We start from the raw sequence: 15634 nt of genomic DNA, 5'->3' as shown, positions 1-15634 counted from the left end.
ACGGTTCAATGACAGTTATCGACAATCACGACGCTCTCGGCACCGATGCAGGCCTTCGCCTCTCGGAAGCCGGCGCACGCGATTTCTTCGAACTGTTGAAGCCGCGGGTCATGTCTCTGGTGGTCTTCACCGCCTTTGCTGGCCTGGTGCTCGCCCCCGGTCATATCAACCCGGTTCTCGGCGCCGTCGCCATCCTGTGCATTGCCGTGGGTGCCGGTGCGTCCGGCGCGCTCAACATGTGGTATGATGCCGATATCGACGCGGTGATGAGCCGGACGGCCAAGCGTCCCATTCCCGATGGCCGCATCCTTCCTCAGGAGGCGCTGGCCTTCGGGCTGATGCTGTCCGCCTTCTCGGTCGTTATCCTCGGCCTGGCCGTCAACTGGTTTGCCGCCGGCCTGCTTGCCTTCACCATCTTCTTTTATGCTGTGGTTTATACGATGTGGCTGAAGCGCTCGACGCCGCAGAACATCGTCATCGGCGGCGCATCGGGTGCATTTCCGCCGATGATCGGTTGGGCCTGCGTCACCGGCGGCGTGTCGCTCGACAGTATCGTGCTCTTCCTCATCATCTTCCTGTGGACGCCGGCCCATTTCTGGGCACTGGCACTGTTCAAGATGCGCGATTACGGATCGGTCGGCGTGCCAATGATGCCGAACGTCGCCGGTGAAGCGTCCACGAAGAACCAGATGCTGGTCTATGCCGTCACAACCGCGATCATCGCCGTCGTGCCGAGCTTCACCGGGCTTGCAAGCCTCGGCTACGGCCTGTTCGCCGGCGTGCTCGGCATCATATTCGTCGGCTGTTCCATCGCCGTTCGGCGGATGCCGGATGGCGACGAGAAGATGCTGCCGGCAAAGAAGATGTTCGCCTATTCTGTCTTCTACCTGTTCGCGGTCTTTTCCGCGCTGCTGGCGGACCATTTTGCGGCGCGCCTGGTCAGCCTTGCTGGAGGCGTTCTGTGATCGAAACCGTCAAGCTCAACGAGGCTCAAAGAAAATCCCGCCGCAACCGCAATGTCGCGCTGGGGCTGGTGCTGGCCGGCCTGGTCGTGCTCTTCTACGTGACGACGCTGGCCAAGGTCGGCGGGTTCTGGAACTAGGGAGCGCGGTTATGGCGGAGGTGGCGCAGAACGGTCAGGCAAAGCGAGCTAGCAACGGGGCCATCTTCGGCGGATGCGCCGTCTTCGTCGTCGCCATGGTGGGCATGGCCTATGCCTCGGTTCCGCTTTATCGCCTGTTTTGCCAGGCCACCGGCTATAATGGGACGACCCAACGCGTCGAGCAGTATTCCGACACCGTGATCAACAAAACGGTGCAGGTGACGTTCGACGCCAATATTTCTCCCGGCCTGAACTGGGATTTCAAGCCGGCGCACAGCGTCACCCCGAAGATCGGCGAAACCGTACAGATCGAATACACGGCGACCAACCGCTCGCCGCATGCCACAACCGGAACGGCCGTCTTCAACGTGACGCCGATGGAAGCGGCGGTCTACTTCAACAAGGTTCAGTGCTTCTGCTTCACGGAGCAGACTCTGCAGCCTGGACAGTCGGTAAAGATGCCCGTGGTTTTCTTTGTCGATCCGGAAATGGCCAAGGCCGAGGAAACCAGGAATATCAAGACGATCACCTTGTCTTACAGCTTTTATCCAAGCCAGCCGGCCAAGCCGGTTGCAGCTCTGCCGGAAGGCGCAAAAGCCAAGGACACGAAACTTTAAGAGGGTTCGCCGGTTTCCGGCGAAGAGGCATCATTCGGGGGATTCTGACATGGCCGAAGCGCATCAGAAAAATCACGACTACCACATTATCGATCCCAGCCCCTGGCCGCTTCTGGCGTCCATCGGCGCTTTCGTCATGGCCTTCGGCGCCGTCGGATACATGCGCTACGTCAAGGGCGGCGAATTCCACATTTTCGGCCTGAACCTTGCCAATCCGTGGATCTTCTTCATCGGCCTGGCCATCATCATCTACACCATGATCGGCTGGTGGTCGGACACGATCAAGGAAGGCCGGGCCGGCGCCCATACCCGCGTCGTATCGCTGCATCTGCGCTATGGCATGATCATGTTCATCGCCTCCGAGGTGATGTTCTTCGTTGCCTGGTTCTGGGCCTTCTTCGACGCCAGCCTTTACGCCAACGAGGCGATTCAGGCATCGCGCGTCCAGGCACTGGGCGGTCAGTGGCCGCCGAAGGGCATCGAAGTGCTCGATCCCTGGCACCTGCCGATTTACAACACGGTGATCCTGCTGCTTTCGGGCACTTGCGTCACCTGGGCGCACCATGCCCTGCTTCACAACGACCGCAAGGGCATGATCACCGGCCTGGCGCTGACGGTGGCGCTTGGCGTACTGTTTTCCTTCGTCCAGGCTTATGAATACATGCACGCGCCTTTCGAATTCGCGAATTCGATCTATGGTGCGACCTTCTTCATGGCGACGGGCTTCCATGGCTTCCACGTTCTCGTCGGAACGATTTTCCTGCTGGTCTGCCTCATCCGGGCGATCAATGGCGGCTTCAGCCCGACGCAGCATTTTGGCTTCGAAGCGGCGGCCTGGTACTGGCATTTCGTCGACGTGGTCTGGCTCTTCCTGTTCTTCGCCATCTACATCTGGGGCGGCTGGGGCGCACCCTTGGCCGAAGGCTGATCCGGCGCTTTCAATCAACTCCGGTAAGGGCGGCGTCAGCCGCCCTTCTGCTTTCTGAGGACCAGGCATGACCACCAAAACCCCCATTCCAGACGCTGCTGGCCACCCCTTGCCGCCGCGCCGTCGAGGCCGCATCCTTGCGACGGCGCTCCTGGTTATGGCGGCAATGGCCATCCTGCTGACGCTCGGCACCTGGCAGGTCGAGCGTCTGCATTGGAAGGAAAAACTGCTGGCCGACATCGCCGAGCGCCGTTCGGCAGAGCCGGTTCCCCTGGCGCAGATCGTTTCCCTGACGGCGAGCGGTGGCGATATCGAATACCGGCGGGTGTTGGTTTCTGGCACCTTCGATCATGCCAAGGAGCGGCATTTCTTTGCCACTTTTGAAGGCCGGACCGGCTTTTATGTCTACACGCCGATGCGCCTTGCAGATGGCCATGTGCTGTTCGTCAACCGCGGCTTCGTGCCCTATGAAATGAAGGCGCCGGAAACCCGGATGGCCGGAGAGACGGCAGGCGAGCAGGCCCTGACCGGTTATGCGCGAACCCGGCTTGCCGAAAAGCCGTCCTCCATTGTGCCCGACAATGATCTGGCCAAGAATATTTTCTACTGGAAGGATCTCGATGCGATGGCGGCGAGCACCCGCCTTTCTGCAGCAAGCGTGCTGCCCTTCTTTGTCGATGCCGATGCGTCCGTTAAAAATCCCGGAGGCTGGCCGAGGGGCGGCGTCACGCAATTCGATCTGCCTAACAGCCATCTGCAATATGCGGTGACATGGTACGGACTTGCCTTGGCGCTCGCAGCCGTGGTTCTCGGCGCCTTGATCAAGCGCCGTCGCGCCTGACCGCCCATAGCCAGCCGGAGCGGCGGCAGCTAAGCTTCAGTTCTGCCCGAGGAGAGGGGGAACATGGTCTTGATGTCGAACCTGTTCGTGGCGCTGACCGCGCTGCTTCATATCGGCTTTCTAATCTTGGAAATGTTTCTTTGGACCGGGCCGACGGGCCGAAAGGTGTTCCGCATGTCGGAAGGACAGGCGGAGGCGACCCGGATCCTTGCCGCCAACCAGGGGCTCTACAACGGCTTCCTGGCTGCCGGTCTTTTCTGGTCGCTGCTCAATGGGGATCCGGTCTTTGCCCTGCAGTTGAAGCTCTTCTTTCTTGTATGCGTCACTATTGCCGCTATATATGGCGCGTGGTCGGTCAAGCCGCGTATCCTGCTCATCCAGGGCGGTCCGGCCATACTCGCTCTCGTCCTGACTTTGCTGGCGTCCTGATTTGATGAATTTGGCCTTATCCGTGAAAAGCCCGCTGTCGATCCGCCTTTGCGGACCGCGCGGCTTCTGCGCCGGTGTCGACCGGGCAATCCAGATCGTCGTGCTGGCCTTGAAGGCGTATGGCGCACCGGTCTATGTCCGCCACGAGATCGTCCATAACCGCTACGTGGTCGAAGGCCTGGAGGCCAAGGGCGCCGTCTTCGTTGAGGAACTCGACGAGATCCCGGCGGAACATCGCCAGCAGCCCGTCGTGTTTTCCGCTCATGGTGTGCCGAAATCGGTTCCGGAAGACGCAACGGCTCGCAACCTCTTCTATCTCGACGCGACCTGCCCCTTGGTCTCGAAGGTTCACAAGCAGGCCATGCGGCATCAGCGGCTCGGCCGTCACGTCGTCCTGATCGGTCATGCGGGACATCCGGAAGTCATCGGGACCATGGGCCAATTGCCGCCCGGCACGGTGTCGCTGGTCGAGACGATCGAGGACGCGCAGGTCTATGTCCCGCAGGATCCCGATAATCTCGGCTATGTGACGCAGACGACGCTTTCCGTCGATGATACGGCCGGCGTCATCGCCAAGCTGCAGGAGCGTTTTCCCAATCTCATGGCGCCAGCAGCCGATTCAATCTGCTATGCCACGACGAACCGCCAGGAGGCGGTCAAGCACGCGGCGCCCGGCTGCGATCTCTTCATCGTCGTCGGCGCGCCCAATTCGTCCAATTCCAAGCGCTTGGTCGAAGTGGCGCTGCGGGCGGGCGCGAAACGCTCCATTTTGGTGCAGCGCGCCGATGAACTGGATTGGGCCGAAATCGGCCAGATCCGCACGCTCGGCCTGTCCGCCGGCGCATCGGCACCGGAAGTGATCGTTGACGAAATCATTGCCGCCTTCAAGCACCGCTTCGACGCGACGATCGATCTTGCCATCACCGCAGAAGAAACCGAAAACTTCCTCGTCAACCGCGAGCTGCGCAATGTGCCGCTGACGGTCGAGGATATGGCCTGGGTGAATGGCTCGAGAAGCGTTTCGGCTTGAACCCGAAATTATCTCTGTGAATTGATAGCCGTCCTAGTCCCTGCCGGCTCTAGCGAAGGGCAGGGCGAGCGGCTAGGAAGAGCTGCAACGCATCCGCTCGGGCTCCATCACAGCAGGAACAGGTTTTGGCCGTTTATACTGACATCACCGAAGACGATTTGAAGCGGTTCCTCGACCAGTATGACGTCGGCGAGCTCACCTCGTACAAAGGGATTGCGGAAGGGGTCGAAAATTCCAACTTCCTGCTACACACGACGCGCGACCCGCTGATCCTGACGCTCTACGAAAAGCGGGTCGAGAAATCGGATCTGCCCTTCTTTCTGGGGCTGATGCAGCATCTGGCGGCGGGCGGACTGTCCTGCCCGCTGCCCTTGCCGCGCAAGGATGGCGCGCTGCTCGGCGAATTGTCCAAGCGTCCCGCCGCCCTTATCTCCTTTCTCGAAGGCATGTGGCTGAGAAAGCCCGAGGCAAAGCATTGCCGGGAGGTTGGCCAGGCGCTGGCGGAACTTCATCTCGCCGGCGACGGGTTTCCGCTGACGCGGCCGAACGCGCTTTCGCTCGACGGCTGGACGCTGCTTTGGGAAAAATCCGCAGACCGCGTGGACGAGGTGGAGACGGGGCTGCAGGACGAAATCTCCTCCGAGCTCGAATTTCTGTCTGCCCATTGGCCGAAAGATCTGCCGGCCGGTGTCATCCACGCCGATCTCTTCCAGGACAATGTCTTCTTCCTCGGCGACGAGCTCTCCGGCCTGATCGACTTCTATTTCGCCTGCAACGATCTGCTCGCTTATGACGTCTCGATCTGCCTCAATGCCTGGTGCTTCGAAAAGGACGGCGCCTACAATATCACCAAGGGCATGGCCCTCCTGGAAGGTTATCGGGCGGTGCGCCCCTTGTCGGATGAAGAGATGGCTGCCCTGCCGGTGCTGGCTCGTGGCTCGGCCTTGCGCTTTTTCCTGACGCGGCTCTACGACTGGCTGACGACCCCGGCCGGGGCGATGGTCGTCAAGAAGGATCCGCTCGAATATCTGCACAAGCTGCGCTTCCACCGGCAGATCGCATCGGTTGCAGAATACGGGATTTCCTCATGAAGCAGGTCCAAATCTTCACGGACGGCGCCTGTTCCGGCAATCCCGGCCCCGGCGGCTGGGGCGCCATCCTGCGCTATGGGGAGACGCAGAAGGAATTGTTCGGCGGCGAAGCGGAAACCACCAACAACCGGATGGAGCTGATGGCGGCGATCAGTGCCTTGAATGCGCTGAAAACGCCTTGCGAAGTCGATCTCCATACCGACAGCAAATATGTCATGGACGGCATATCCAAGTGGATCTTCGGCTGGAAGAAGAACGGCTGGAAGACGGCCGACAAGAAGCCGGTCAAGAACGGCGAACTCTGGCAGCAGCTCGACGCAGCCAACCAGCGCCACAAGGTCAAGTGGAACTGGGTCAAGGGTCACGCCGGCCATCCGGAAAACGAGCGCGCCGACGAACTGGCGCGGCTCGGCATGGCGCCGTTCAAGAAGCGGTAAGATGAGAAGGCGCCGCGAACAGTCTCGGCGGCGTAGCAGCTGTGCCTCGCTCTGTGGTGAGGGCAGAGAGGAACCAATCGGTCCTTCCGCAAACCGTGGATATCCTGCGCTGCTGCGGGAAATCGCCTGACGCTGGTTGCGCTTCCGGCGCAAGCCACTATCCTGCCCGCAAAATCAAAGAGAGGCTATTCATGATCCTGCATTGCGTCTTCGTTCGCTTCAAGGCTGCTACCCAGCCGGCCGATAAGCAGGCAATCTACGAGGCGGTTGGCGCTCTGAAGAACGTCACGCCCGGTATTCTTGATATCAAATATGGGCCGAACATTTCGCCGGAAGGGCTGAATGGCGGCTTCCTGGACGGGTTCGCAGTGACCTTCGAAAGCCCGGAAGCGCGCGATGCCTATCTTGCCCATCCCGAGCATATTGCGGTCGGCGAGCGGATCGTCGCAGCAAGCGATGGCGGCCTGTCCGGTCTACTGGTCTTCGATATGGCCGTATGACAGGCTGCGGGCTCCGGCCCCGCCGCCTGTTTCCGATGTCGTCGTCAGACGCTAAGGCCAGTCGCGTCTGAGAACGATCAGAGCTGTTCCATCATGGCTGCGGCGCCGGATACGGTCGCCTGGCCTGGGCTTTCTTCGACGGCGAGGGATTTGACGACGCCGTTTTCGACCAGCATGGAATAGCGCTTCGAGCGCACGCCGAGGCCGCCGGCGGAAAGATCGGCATCGAGCCCGAGAGCCTTGGTGAACGCACCATCCCAGTCGGCCAGGAAGTGAATCTTGCCCATGCCGCCGGTCTGCTGTGCCCAGGCGCCCATCACATGCCAGTCGTTGACGGCGACAACCGCAATGTCATCGACGCCCTTGGCCAGGATCGTGTCGCGGTTTTCCAGATAGCCGGGCAGGTGGTTGAGCGTGCAGGTGGGCGTGAAAGCACCCGGAACCGCAAAGAGAACGACCTTCTTGCCCTCGAACAGCTGCCGTGTGGTGATTTCCACGGGACCATCAGCGGTCTTTTCCTTGAACGTAGCTTCCGGCAGTTTTTCGCCAATGGCAATCGTCATGCATCTCTCCTCTTGATAACAGGTCCTGTGCCGCCTGCTTGACGCGCACTATAGACTCGGGTCGAGCGAACACAAGCTGAGCGAACATAGGTCAGCCTTGGAGGCTGAGCGGGGAGGCGGCTAGTCGAAGGCGAGAGAGGTTTCCATGGCCCGGCCGCCGGCGATCGCCAATATGCCCCAGCGCTTGCCTTTGAAGTCATAGCCCTTGGGCAGTTTTCCGACCGGCATGTCGAGAGAATAGCGGTCGCCGTTGCGCTGGCCGTTGACGCCGTCGAACAGGGCATGCCCTTCCGGTCCGGTGACGATGACCTGCGGCGTTCCGCTTGCTTCATCGGGAAGACGCAGCGTCAGGCTCAGCACGTCGCCACCTTGCGTCATGACATATTGGGTCACGGCAAACGTATCCGAAGGCGCTTCCGGCAGCTTGCTCTGGGCATCGGCAAGAATCATCGCCTCCTCCACCGGCGTGCCCTTCAAAGGCTGAAGCGCCAGCGAAAACTCCGCTTGGAAGGGTATGCAGATATTGCGGCACAAGCCGACAAAGGCGGAGGCATTGAGGCTGAGCGGCGAGCCGGTCTTCTGAGCGGTCAGCTCGAACGGGAATGCCACGGCGCCGTCATAACCGATATCACGCAGCGTGCCGTTGTCGATCCGCTTTGGAATAGGATAGGATACCTTGTCGAGCGTCACGCTGCCCGTCTTCGAAAACACGATCTGCGGCGGTATCCCGGCATCGCCCGGTTCTCTCCAATAGGTGATCCAGCCGGGCTTGGGCTCGATCTGCAACGCACCGCGCACCTTGCCGTCCGCCTCCGGCGGCATGACGACGATGCGCATGCGGCCGCCTTCATTGGCCGCCCAGGGTGTGATCTCGGCGCAAGCGCCGCCGGCCGCTGTCAACCCCATTCCTATGAACAGGCCGGCTGCAAGCCTGGCTGAGCATTTACGGGCGAAAATTTGAAACTTCTTCATAGACAAGTATTTAACCGGTCCCGGCTGCCGTCACCAGTTGAATGGACCACAAACCCGTTCATTTTCGGTTGATTGATAGGGGACACTGCCCCATCTTCTCCATGACAAGGCAATTGCGGGCAGGCTTCCCATCGTGGGCAGGCGCCGAGCTGGAGGCAGGATGGCTCTCTCAACCCTCAGGGATAAGCGCGAACGCGGCTTTCTGGATGGGCAGCTGCTGATCGCCATGCCGGGCATGCAGGATGGCAATTTTGCGCGTAGCGTCGTTTATGTCTGCGCTCACTCTGCGGCTGGTGCCATGGGCTTCATCATCAATCGCCCACAGCAGATAACTTTCACCGAGGTCCTGCAGCACCTCAAGCTTTTCGACCAGGCGGATATCATCATGCTGCCGGGCCAGACGCGGGAATTGCCGATCCTTTCCGGCGGTCCCGTAGAATCCGGGCGCGGCTTCGTGCTGCATTCGGACGACTTCCGTAGTGACTCCTCCATCCCCGTCAGCGACGACATTTCACTGACCGCGACACTCGATATCATCCGGGCGATCTGCGACGGTCGCGGGCCGGTGCGAGCGACCATGATGCTCGGCTATGCGGGCTGGGGCCCGGGCCAGTTGGAGCTGGAGATTTCCAGCAATGGCTGGCTCAATTGTCCGGCCAGTGAGGAGCTGATTTTCGACCGTGATATCGACGGCAAATATGATCGGGCATTGGCTTCCATGGGCATTTCCCCTGAAATGCTGTCGAGCGAAGCCGGTCACGCCTGAAACTTATCGGAACGAACCTGCGCTCCATGCGTTTTCTCTGCAGCAGGACAAAATGTCCGCAACAAGGAGAAGTACAATGAGTAGCACCAGTGACAAGATGGCCGGCAAGGGCAACGAAATCGCCGGCAAGCTCAAGCAGGCTGCAGGCGATGTGACCGATAACGACAGATTGCGTGCGGAAGGCTCTGCTCAGGAAGTCAAGGGCGACGCGCAGCAGGCTAAAGGCAAGGTCAAGGATGCCGCCAAGGGCTTTGTTGACCGCGTCTAATACCTGGCACAACCTCCAAGTCAAAAAACCTGTTCCGACATTTGCCGGGGCAGGTTTTCTTTATGTGCTCCCGGACTGATTGGAAAGCCGATGCGCCTTTACGACTGTGATCATTGTGGACAAACGATCCATTTCGACAACCGCACTTGCGTCAACTGCGGTCACAGGCTGGCCTTCGTGCCGGAGCGCCTGGCCATGCATGCGCTGGAGGAGGAGGGCACGGACGGGACCTGGCACCTGATTGCCAAGCCGGACCACAAGGTTCGGCTTTGCGCCAACGCGGCCATGGATATCTGCAACTGGACTGTGCTTGCGGACGACCCGGAGCCGTTCTGCCCGGCTTGCCGCCACAACCGTCTTGTGCCCGATGCCTCCACGGAAGCCGGGCTTAACCAGTGGCGCAGCATCAGCCAAGCGCAGCGGCATCTGTTTTACTCCCTGATGCGGTGGAACCTGCCGCGCACCAACCGCCAAGAAGATCCGCAGGGCGGCCTGGTCTTCGATTTCCTGGTGGACGAGATCAAGCCAGACGGAACGGTGGTTCCGGCCATGACCGGTCACGAGGATGGGCTGATCGCCATTCGCGCTGCGGAGGCTGACGACGTCACCCGCGAGCAGGTTCGCGTTTCCATGAACGAGCCCTACCGCACCATGCTCGGGCATTTCCGGCACGAGACCGGTCATTATATCTGGGACAAGCTGGTGCGCGACGGCGGCATGACCGACGCTTTCCGTGCCGTCTTCGGCGACGAGACGATCGACTACGGGGAGGCGCTGAAGCGCAATTACGAGCAGGGACCGCCGCCCAACTGGCAGGACTTCTTCATCTCGACCTATGCCAGCACCCATCCATGGGAAGATTTCGCGGAATGCTTCGCCCATTACCTGCACATCGTCGACACGCTGGAAACTGCGCGTGCCTATGGCATGACGATCGAGCCGAGGCGGCACGAGGAACTCGCCGCCGAAGTAGCTTTCAATCCTTATAATGCGGAAAGCGCCGAACAGATCGTTTCGGCCTGGATACCCTTCAGCGTGGCGCTCAACAGCGTCCACCGCTCCATGGGCGTGCCGGATCTTTACCCGTTCATCCTTAGTCCGGCCGTGGTGACCAAGCTGCAGTTCATTCACGAACTCATTCACAACAACCAGCGACAGAGGCTGCAGGCATCGATCACGCCGGCGGGATCTGTGGCGTTCAGCGGCTAAGTGGAGCTGCTTCAGGCGCGCTTGGTGAGCGGGAAGCGTTCCTTCAGCAATCGCAGCACCGCATCCGCCGCCGCAGGCGGGCCGAACAGGTAGCTCTGGCCGAAGTGGCAACCCATTTTTGCGAGCTCGGTCGCGTCCTCGTCGGTCTCGACGCCTTCGGCGACCACGTCCATGTCCAGAGCGCGGGCCATGGCGATCACCGATCTCAGCAGCACCGCCCGCTTTTCAGTCGCGTTGCGCACCAGGGCTTGATCGAGCTTGATCGTATCAAAGGGGAACTGCGTCAGGTAGCCGAGCGAGGAATAGCCTGTTCCGAAATCGTCGAGCGCCAGGCTGAGGCCTATTTCCTTGAGCTTGGCGAGCACCAGCCGCGCCTGTTCCGGGTTTTCCATCATCATGGATTCGCGCAGTTCCAGCTTCAGCTGTCCGGCATTGATCTGCGTCCTTTGCAGCAGCGACCGCATGTCGTTGTAAAGGTCGGCGTTCAGAAGCTGGGCGCTGGGCAGGTTGACCGACACGAAGACCGGAAGCTCGCCAGTCTGCCTTTGCCAGCCGATCAGGTCTGAGGCCGCCCGGTCCATGGCAAACATGCCAAGCGGCCCGATGAGGTCGGACATTTCTGCGATTGGGATGAATTCCGATGGCGGAATGGTGCCGCGCTTGGGGTGTTCCCAGCGCATCAGCGCTTCGAAACCGGCAATCTCGCCATCCCGCAGCCGAATGATCGGCTGATAGGCAAGCGACAGTTCCTTGCGCTCGATGGCACGTCGCAGATCGGTCTCGATCTGCAGGCGATCGGTGCCCGACGAACGGAAGACGGGGCGGAAGGGCTCCACCTTGTTGCCGCCGGCGCGCTTGGCACGGTACATGGCCAGTTCCGCATCGGCTAGCAATCCGGCAGCGCTTTCCTGCTGGTCCACCCAGGAGGCGAGCCCGATCGAGGCCGTCAGGATGATCTCGCGATTGGCGAAATTGATCGGCACCATGATCGCCTTGGAAACCGCATCGGCGAAATCGGCCACTTTAGCGGGGTCGCGCTCGGAAACGAGGATCAGTCCGAACTGGTCGCCCGCTAGCCGCGCCAGCGTGTCCTGCGGCTTCAAAAGCCTGCGCAAGCGGCGGGTCAGCGCGATCAGGATGTTGTCGCCAGCAGCAATGCCAAGCGAATCATTGACCTGCTTGTAGCGATCGATGTCGATGGTCATCACCGTTGGGCGCACCATGTCGCCGCCCGGCGCCAGCGTCAGCACGGCTTGCAGGCGGTCGAGAAAGACCTGGCGGTTCGGAAGGCCGGTGAGATTGTCATGCAGCGCATCCTGCAGCAGCCGCTCCACCGAATTCTTCTGCTCCGTCACATCGATGATCGTGCCGACGCAGCGGATGATCTCCCCATTCGAGCCGAGAACCGGCCGGGCGCGGATCTGCAGCCAGTGGAAATGGCCGTCCTCGGCGCGAATGCGGAATTCGTGATTGAGCCGGCCGCGGCGGTGCTCCAGGAGCACGTCCAGCGTCGCCCGGAAGCGGTCGCGGTCGTCCGGATGCAGGCGCGGCAGCCAGTTGCGGACAGGTCCATGCATAGCGCCGGCATCCAGCCCGAGGCGGGTGGAAATATCGGGCGTGGTGACCAGCCGGTCGCGCGCCACGTCCCAATCCCAGACCGTGTCGCCGCTGCCCGTCAGGGCCAGCGACTGGCGCTCAAGGTCGGAAAACAGGCCTTGCTGGTAGGCGCCGCCGGCAAAGGCATGCTGCATGACCGTAAAGCCGATCAGCAGCACAATGAGCACGAGCCCGCCGCCGAGTGCCGGCTGGATGATGTCGTTGTCGAGCCGGCCGGTGACCGTCAGCCAGCCGCCGAACAGCCAGACGAGGATGAGCGCCCAGGTGGGCACCAGCAGGATCGCCCGGTCGTAGCGGTTGAGGCCGAGATAGATGATCAGCAGGATGCCGACCGTCGCCGTCAGTGCAAAGGAAAGCCGTGCAATGCCGGCTGCGACCGATGGATCGTAGATGGCGACGCCGCCGAGCAGCAGCAGGCCGACAACCCAGGCAAGCGTCGCATAGCCGAGATGCACATGCCAGCGATTGAGATTGAGATAGGTAAACAGGAAGATGACCATGGAGGAGGCAAGCGCCACTTCAGCCGCTGCCCGCCAGATCCGCTGGTCGCTCGAGGTGATGGTGATCAGCTTGTCGAGGAAGCCAAAGTCGACGCAGATATAGGCAAGCACGGCCCAGGCAAGGGCCGCTGCGGCCGGCAGCATCGAGGTGCCCTTGACCACGAAGAGGATCGTCAGGAACACGGCCAGAAGCCCGGCAATGCCGAGCACGATGCCGCGGTAGAGCGTGAAGGAATTGACCGTGTCCTTGTAGGCGTCCGGCACCCAAAGGTAGATCTGCGGCAGCGAGGGCGTCGCTAGTTCCGCAACGAAGGTGATGGTCGAGCCCGGGTTGAGGGTGATGCGGAAGACGTCGGCATCGGGGCTGGGAATGCGGTCGAGGGCAAAACCTTCCGACGGTGTGATCGAGATGATGCGCTGCGAGCCGAGATCCGGCCAGAACATCTGCGAATTGACCAGCCGGAAATGCGGCGCGACGATCACCCGCTCGAGCTGTTCCTCCGAAACATTGGCCAGTGCAAAGACGGCCCAGTCGCCCTGGTGCCCCGGCGAACTGGCCCGCACTTCGATGCGGCGGCGGATGCCGTCGGCGCCGGCGGCGGTGGAAACCTGGAAGGCCTCGCCCTGATTGGTATAGATTTCGGTGGTCTTGGTCAGGTCCAGCGCCGTGTCGTCACGGGAAATCTTCACGGGTTCGGCAGAACGGGCGTCCTGTGCAGGTATGAGAACGACGAAGAACAAGGCGATCAGCGTGACAAGCCAGCCGATCGGGGACGCAATACGCGGGATACGAAGGTTCATGATTTCATCAGCTTCCCGAACTCGCCGTCGTCCGGCAACCGGGAAAACATCACGTGGTCGCGCCATTCCCCGTTAATTTTCAGATATTTGCGCAAAAGACCTTCCCGCTCGAAGCCGGCTTTTTCGAGAAGCCGCATGCTTTTCCAGTTTTCTGGAATACAGGCTGCCTCAATTCGGTGCAACTGAAGTCCGCCATAGATATACGGGATAGCCACCTTCAATGCGGCCAACATGTGGCCTTGGCCGGCATGCTTCTCGCCCATCCAGTAACCGATCATGCAGCTTTGCGCCGCCCCCCGGCGGATATAGCCGATGGTGAGGCCGCCCAGCAGGGCGGAGTCATCCCTGCGAAACAGCAGGAGGGGAACCGCAAGACCCGAGGAACACTCCTGGCCGGCCCGCAACACACGGGCTCGGAATGAGGCTTCTGTCAGTTCGTCCGAGCGCCATGTCGGCTCCCACGGCTGCAGAAAGCTTCGGCTGTCGGAGCGCAGCCTGTACCATTCGCGGTAATCGGAATTGCGCGGCAGCCGTAAAAGATGATCTTGCCCGTAAAGCTCCGGCGTATCCGGCTGTCGTGACAGGAACCGAAACACCGACTTGGTCATTCTGCTGCTCCGGGCAGTGCGGTGGCCTAGGAACGAGGCCTAGCCAACCGCCTTTTGCGTCTTAGCCGCCGGCGAGGAAAGCGCTGCGGAAATGTCGCTGATCGGCGCGAGCTGCTCGATCGGGCCGACAGCCGACAAGGTCGGGACGGTGTCGAAGAACAGCCGTCCGGCAAGATCCGTCAGGCGCTCCGTGGTAATGCCTTCCAGCCGTTCCATCATTTCCGGATTGGGGATCGGGCGGCCGTAAAGCATCATCTGGCGGGCGATCTGGCCGGCACGCGCTGCAGGGCTCTCCTGTCCCATCAGCAACTGTGCGCGGATCTGCGCCCGGGCCCGGTCGATTTCCTGCTGATGGATGGTTTCCGACGACTTGCGCAGCTCGTCGATCACCACCGGCAGCAGGTTCGGCAGTTCGCTGCCGCTTGTGGCCGCGTGCACGCCGAAAATGCCAGTGTCGGAAAAGCCCCAGTGGAAGGCATAGACCGAATAGCAGAGGCCGCGATGCTCGCGCACTTCCTGAAACAAGCGCGAGGACATACCGCCGCCCAGGATGTTGGCGAGGATCTGCGAACAGTAGAAGTCGCGCATGTGATAGGCCTTGCCTTCAAAGCCGATCAGCAGCTGGGCATCCATCAAGTCCCGGTCTTCGCGAACGTCGCCCCCAATATAGCGGGCGGGCTCCAGCACAGGCGGGCTGCTCGGGGCGGTCGGCAGGCTGGCAAAGCGCTCTTCGACCTGCTTGACGAACGTCTGGTGGTCAACCGCGCCGGCTGCCACGACGAACATCCGGTCCGTCGTGTAATTGCGGGAAAGATAGCCGCGGATCTGGCCGGGGGTGAAGCTGTTGACCTTGTCCGGCGTGCCGAGGATCGGCCGTCCGATCGTTTGGCCGCGATAGGCGACTTCGGAAAACTTGTCGAAGACCACGTCGTCGGGCGTGTCGTTGGCCGCGCCGATTTCCTGCAGGATGACGTGCTTTTCACGCCGCAGCTCTTCCTCGTCGAATTCCGACTCCGTCAGGATGTCGGCGAGGATATCCACCGCCAGCGGAACGTGATCCTTGAGCACGCGGGCATAATAGGAGGTCGTTTCGGTGGAGGTGGCAGCATTCAGTTCGCCGCCGACATTTTCGATTTCTTCGGCAATGTCGCGCGCACTGCGCCGCTTGGTGCCCTTGAAGGCCATGTGCTCCAGAAGATGAGCGATGCCATGTTCTTCGGTGGTTTCGTTACGCGATCCGGACTTGATCCACACACCGAGCGCGACGCTCTCCAGGTGGGGCATTGTCTCGGTCACGACAGTCAGCCCGGAGGAAAGCCGGGTGGTCTCAACATTCATATTCAAGTCTTTCTGGC

General features: G+C 61.1%; 18 protein-coding genes. 13 read left to right on the top strand and 5 right to left on the bottom strand.

Annotated elements, in window-relative coordinates:
* Positions 1-8: 8 nt before the first annotated feature.
* The 10 genes from cyoE to E2F50_RS11195 all read left to right on the top strand — a co-directional run bounded on the left by cyoE (position 9) and on the right by E2F50_RS11195 (position 6975).
* Entirely contained in the window at positions 9-965 is a 957-nt protein-coding gene (gene cyoE / locus E2F50_RS11240) for a heme o synthase (protein ID WP_133316197.1), read from the top strand.
* Positions 962-1102, top strand: coding sequence for a hypothetical protein (locus tag E2F50_RS23210; protein WP_202615450.1), 141 nt, complete (start codon positions 962-964; stop codon positions 1100-1102). The genes cyoE and E2F50_RS23210 overlap by 4 nt, the downstream gene beginning before the upstream one ends.
* Before the next feature lie 11 nt (positions 1103-1113).
* On the top strand, positions 1114-1719 hold the full coding sequence (locus E2F50_RS11230; protein WP_133316196.1) for a cytochrome c oxidase assembly protein: 606 nt from the start codon (positions 1114-1116) through the stop codon (positions 1717-1719).
* Positions 1720-1768: 49 nt separating this feature from the next.
* Entirely contained in the window at positions 1769-2647 is an 879-nt protein-coding gene (locus tag E2F50_RS11225; RefSeq protein ID WP_133316195.1) for a cytochrome c oxidase subunit 3, read from the top strand.
* A 67-nt stretch (positions 2648-2714) separates the two neighbouring features.
* A complete protein-coding gene (locus E2F50_RS11220) occupies positions 2715-3488 on the top strand; it encodes an SURF1 family protein (protein WP_133316194.1) in 774 nt (257 codons plus the stop codon).
* A gap of 63 nt (positions 3489-3551) precedes the next feature.
* Positions 3552-3917, top strand: coding sequence for a DUF1304 domain-containing protein (locus E2F50_RS11215; RefSeq protein WP_133316193.1), 366 nt, complete (start codon positions 3552-3554; stop codon positions 3915-3917).
* A 4-nt stretch (positions 3918-3921) separates the two neighbouring features.
* Complete coding sequence (gene ispH / locus E2F50_RS11210; protein WP_133316192.1) at positions 3922-4947, top strand: 4-hydroxy-3-methylbut-2-enyl diphosphate reductase; 1026 nt, start codon at positions 3922-3924, stop codon at positions 4945-4947.
* Positions 4948-5072: 125 nt separating this feature from the next.
* Entirely contained in the window at positions 5073-6038 is a 966-nt protein-coding gene (locus E2F50_RS11205) for a homoserine kinase (protein WP_133316191.1), read from the top strand.
* The gene (gene rnhA, locus E2F50_RS11200; RefSeq protein ID WP_133316190.1) at positions 6035-6475 is read left to right on the top strand and encodes a ribonuclease HI; all 441 of its coding nucleotides are present in this window, start codon (positions 6035-6037) and stop codon (positions 6473-6475) included. The genes E2F50_RS11205 and rnhA overlap by 4 nt, the downstream gene beginning before the upstream one ends.
* A gap of 191 nt (positions 6476-6666) precedes the next feature.
* A complete protein-coding gene (locus E2F50_RS11195; protein WP_133316189.1) occupies positions 6667-6975 on the top strand; it encodes a Dabb family protein in 309 nt (102 codons plus the stop codon).
* Positions 6976-7052: 77 nt separating this feature from the next.
* On the opposite strand, the gene E2F50_RS11190 is transcribed toward E2F50_RS11195, so the two are convergent.
* Both E2F50_RS11190 and E2F50_RS11185 read right to left on the bottom strand, forming a co-directional pair.
* On the bottom strand, positions 7053-7538 hold the full coding sequence (locus E2F50_RS11190) for a peroxiredoxin (RefSeq protein WP_133316188.1): 486 nt from the start codon (positions 7536-7538) through the stop codon (positions 7053-7055).
* Positions 7539-7658: 120 nt separating this feature from the next.
* Positions 7659-8444, bottom strand: a complete 786-nt coding sequence (locus E2F50_RS11185; RefSeq protein ID WP_133316420.1) for a protein-disulfide reductase DsbD domain-containing protein — start codon at positions 8442-8444, stop codon at positions 7659-7661.
* Between the two features lie 226 nt (positions 8445-8670).
* On the opposite strand from E2F50_RS11185, the gene E2F50_RS11180 reads away from it, so the two are divergent.
* The 3 genes from E2F50_RS11180 (at position 8671) to E2F50_RS11170 (ending at position 10753) form a co-directional block, all read left to right on the top strand.
* Positions 8671-9276 (top strand): YqgE/AlgH family protein, encoded by a 606-nt coding sequence (locus E2F50_RS11180; RefSeq protein ID WP_133316187.1) that lies wholly within the window; start codon positions 8671-8673, stop codon positions 9274-9276.
* 76 nt (positions 9277-9352) lie between these two features.
* Positions 9353-9544 carry a CsbD family protein gene (locus E2F50_RS11175; RefSeq protein ID WP_133316186.1) on the top strand — a complete coding sequence of 64 codons (192 nt, stop codon included), beginning with the start codon at positions 9353-9355 and terminating at the stop codon, positions 9542-9544.
* Positions 9545-9634: 90 nt separating this feature from the next.
* Complete coding sequence (locus E2F50_RS11170; RefSeq protein ID WP_133316185.1) at positions 9635-10753, top strand: zinc-binding metallopeptidase family protein; 1119 nt, start codon at positions 9635-9637, stop codon at positions 10751-10753.
* Positions 10754-10764: 11 nt separating this feature from the next.
* On the opposite strand, the gene E2F50_RS11165 is transcribed toward E2F50_RS11170, so the two are convergent.
* The 3 genes from E2F50_RS11165 to E2F50_RS11155 are packed head-to-tail and all read right to left on the bottom strand — an operon-like array spanning position 10765 to position 15617.
* A complete protein-coding gene (locus E2F50_RS11165; protein WP_202615439.1) occupies positions 10765-13671 on the bottom strand; it encodes an EAL domain-containing protein in 2907 nt (968 codons plus the stop codon).
* The gene (locus tag E2F50_RS11160) at positions 13668-14279 is read right to left on the bottom strand and encodes a GNAT family N-acetyltransferase (protein ID WP_133316184.1); all 612 of its coding nucleotides are present in this window, start codon (positions 14277-14279) and stop codon (positions 13668-13670) included. The genes E2F50_RS11165 and E2F50_RS11160 overlap by 4 nt, the downstream gene beginning before the upstream one ends.
* Before the next feature lie 39 nt (positions 14280-14318).
* Complete coding sequence (locus E2F50_RS11155) at positions 14319-15617, bottom strand: M16 family metallopeptidase (protein WP_133316183.1); 1299 nt, start codon at positions 15615-15617, stop codon at positions 14319-14321.
* Positions 15618-15634 lie beyond the last annotated feature (17 nt).

The sequence above is a fragment of the Rhizobium deserti genome, assembly GCF_004358025.1.
GTDB lineage: Bacteria > Pseudomonadota > Alphaproteobacteria > Rhizobiales > Rhizobiaceae > Neorhizobium > Neorhizobium deserti.
Note: the sequence above shows the minus strand (reverse complement) of the source record. Positions and strands in the feature narration are given on the sequence as shown.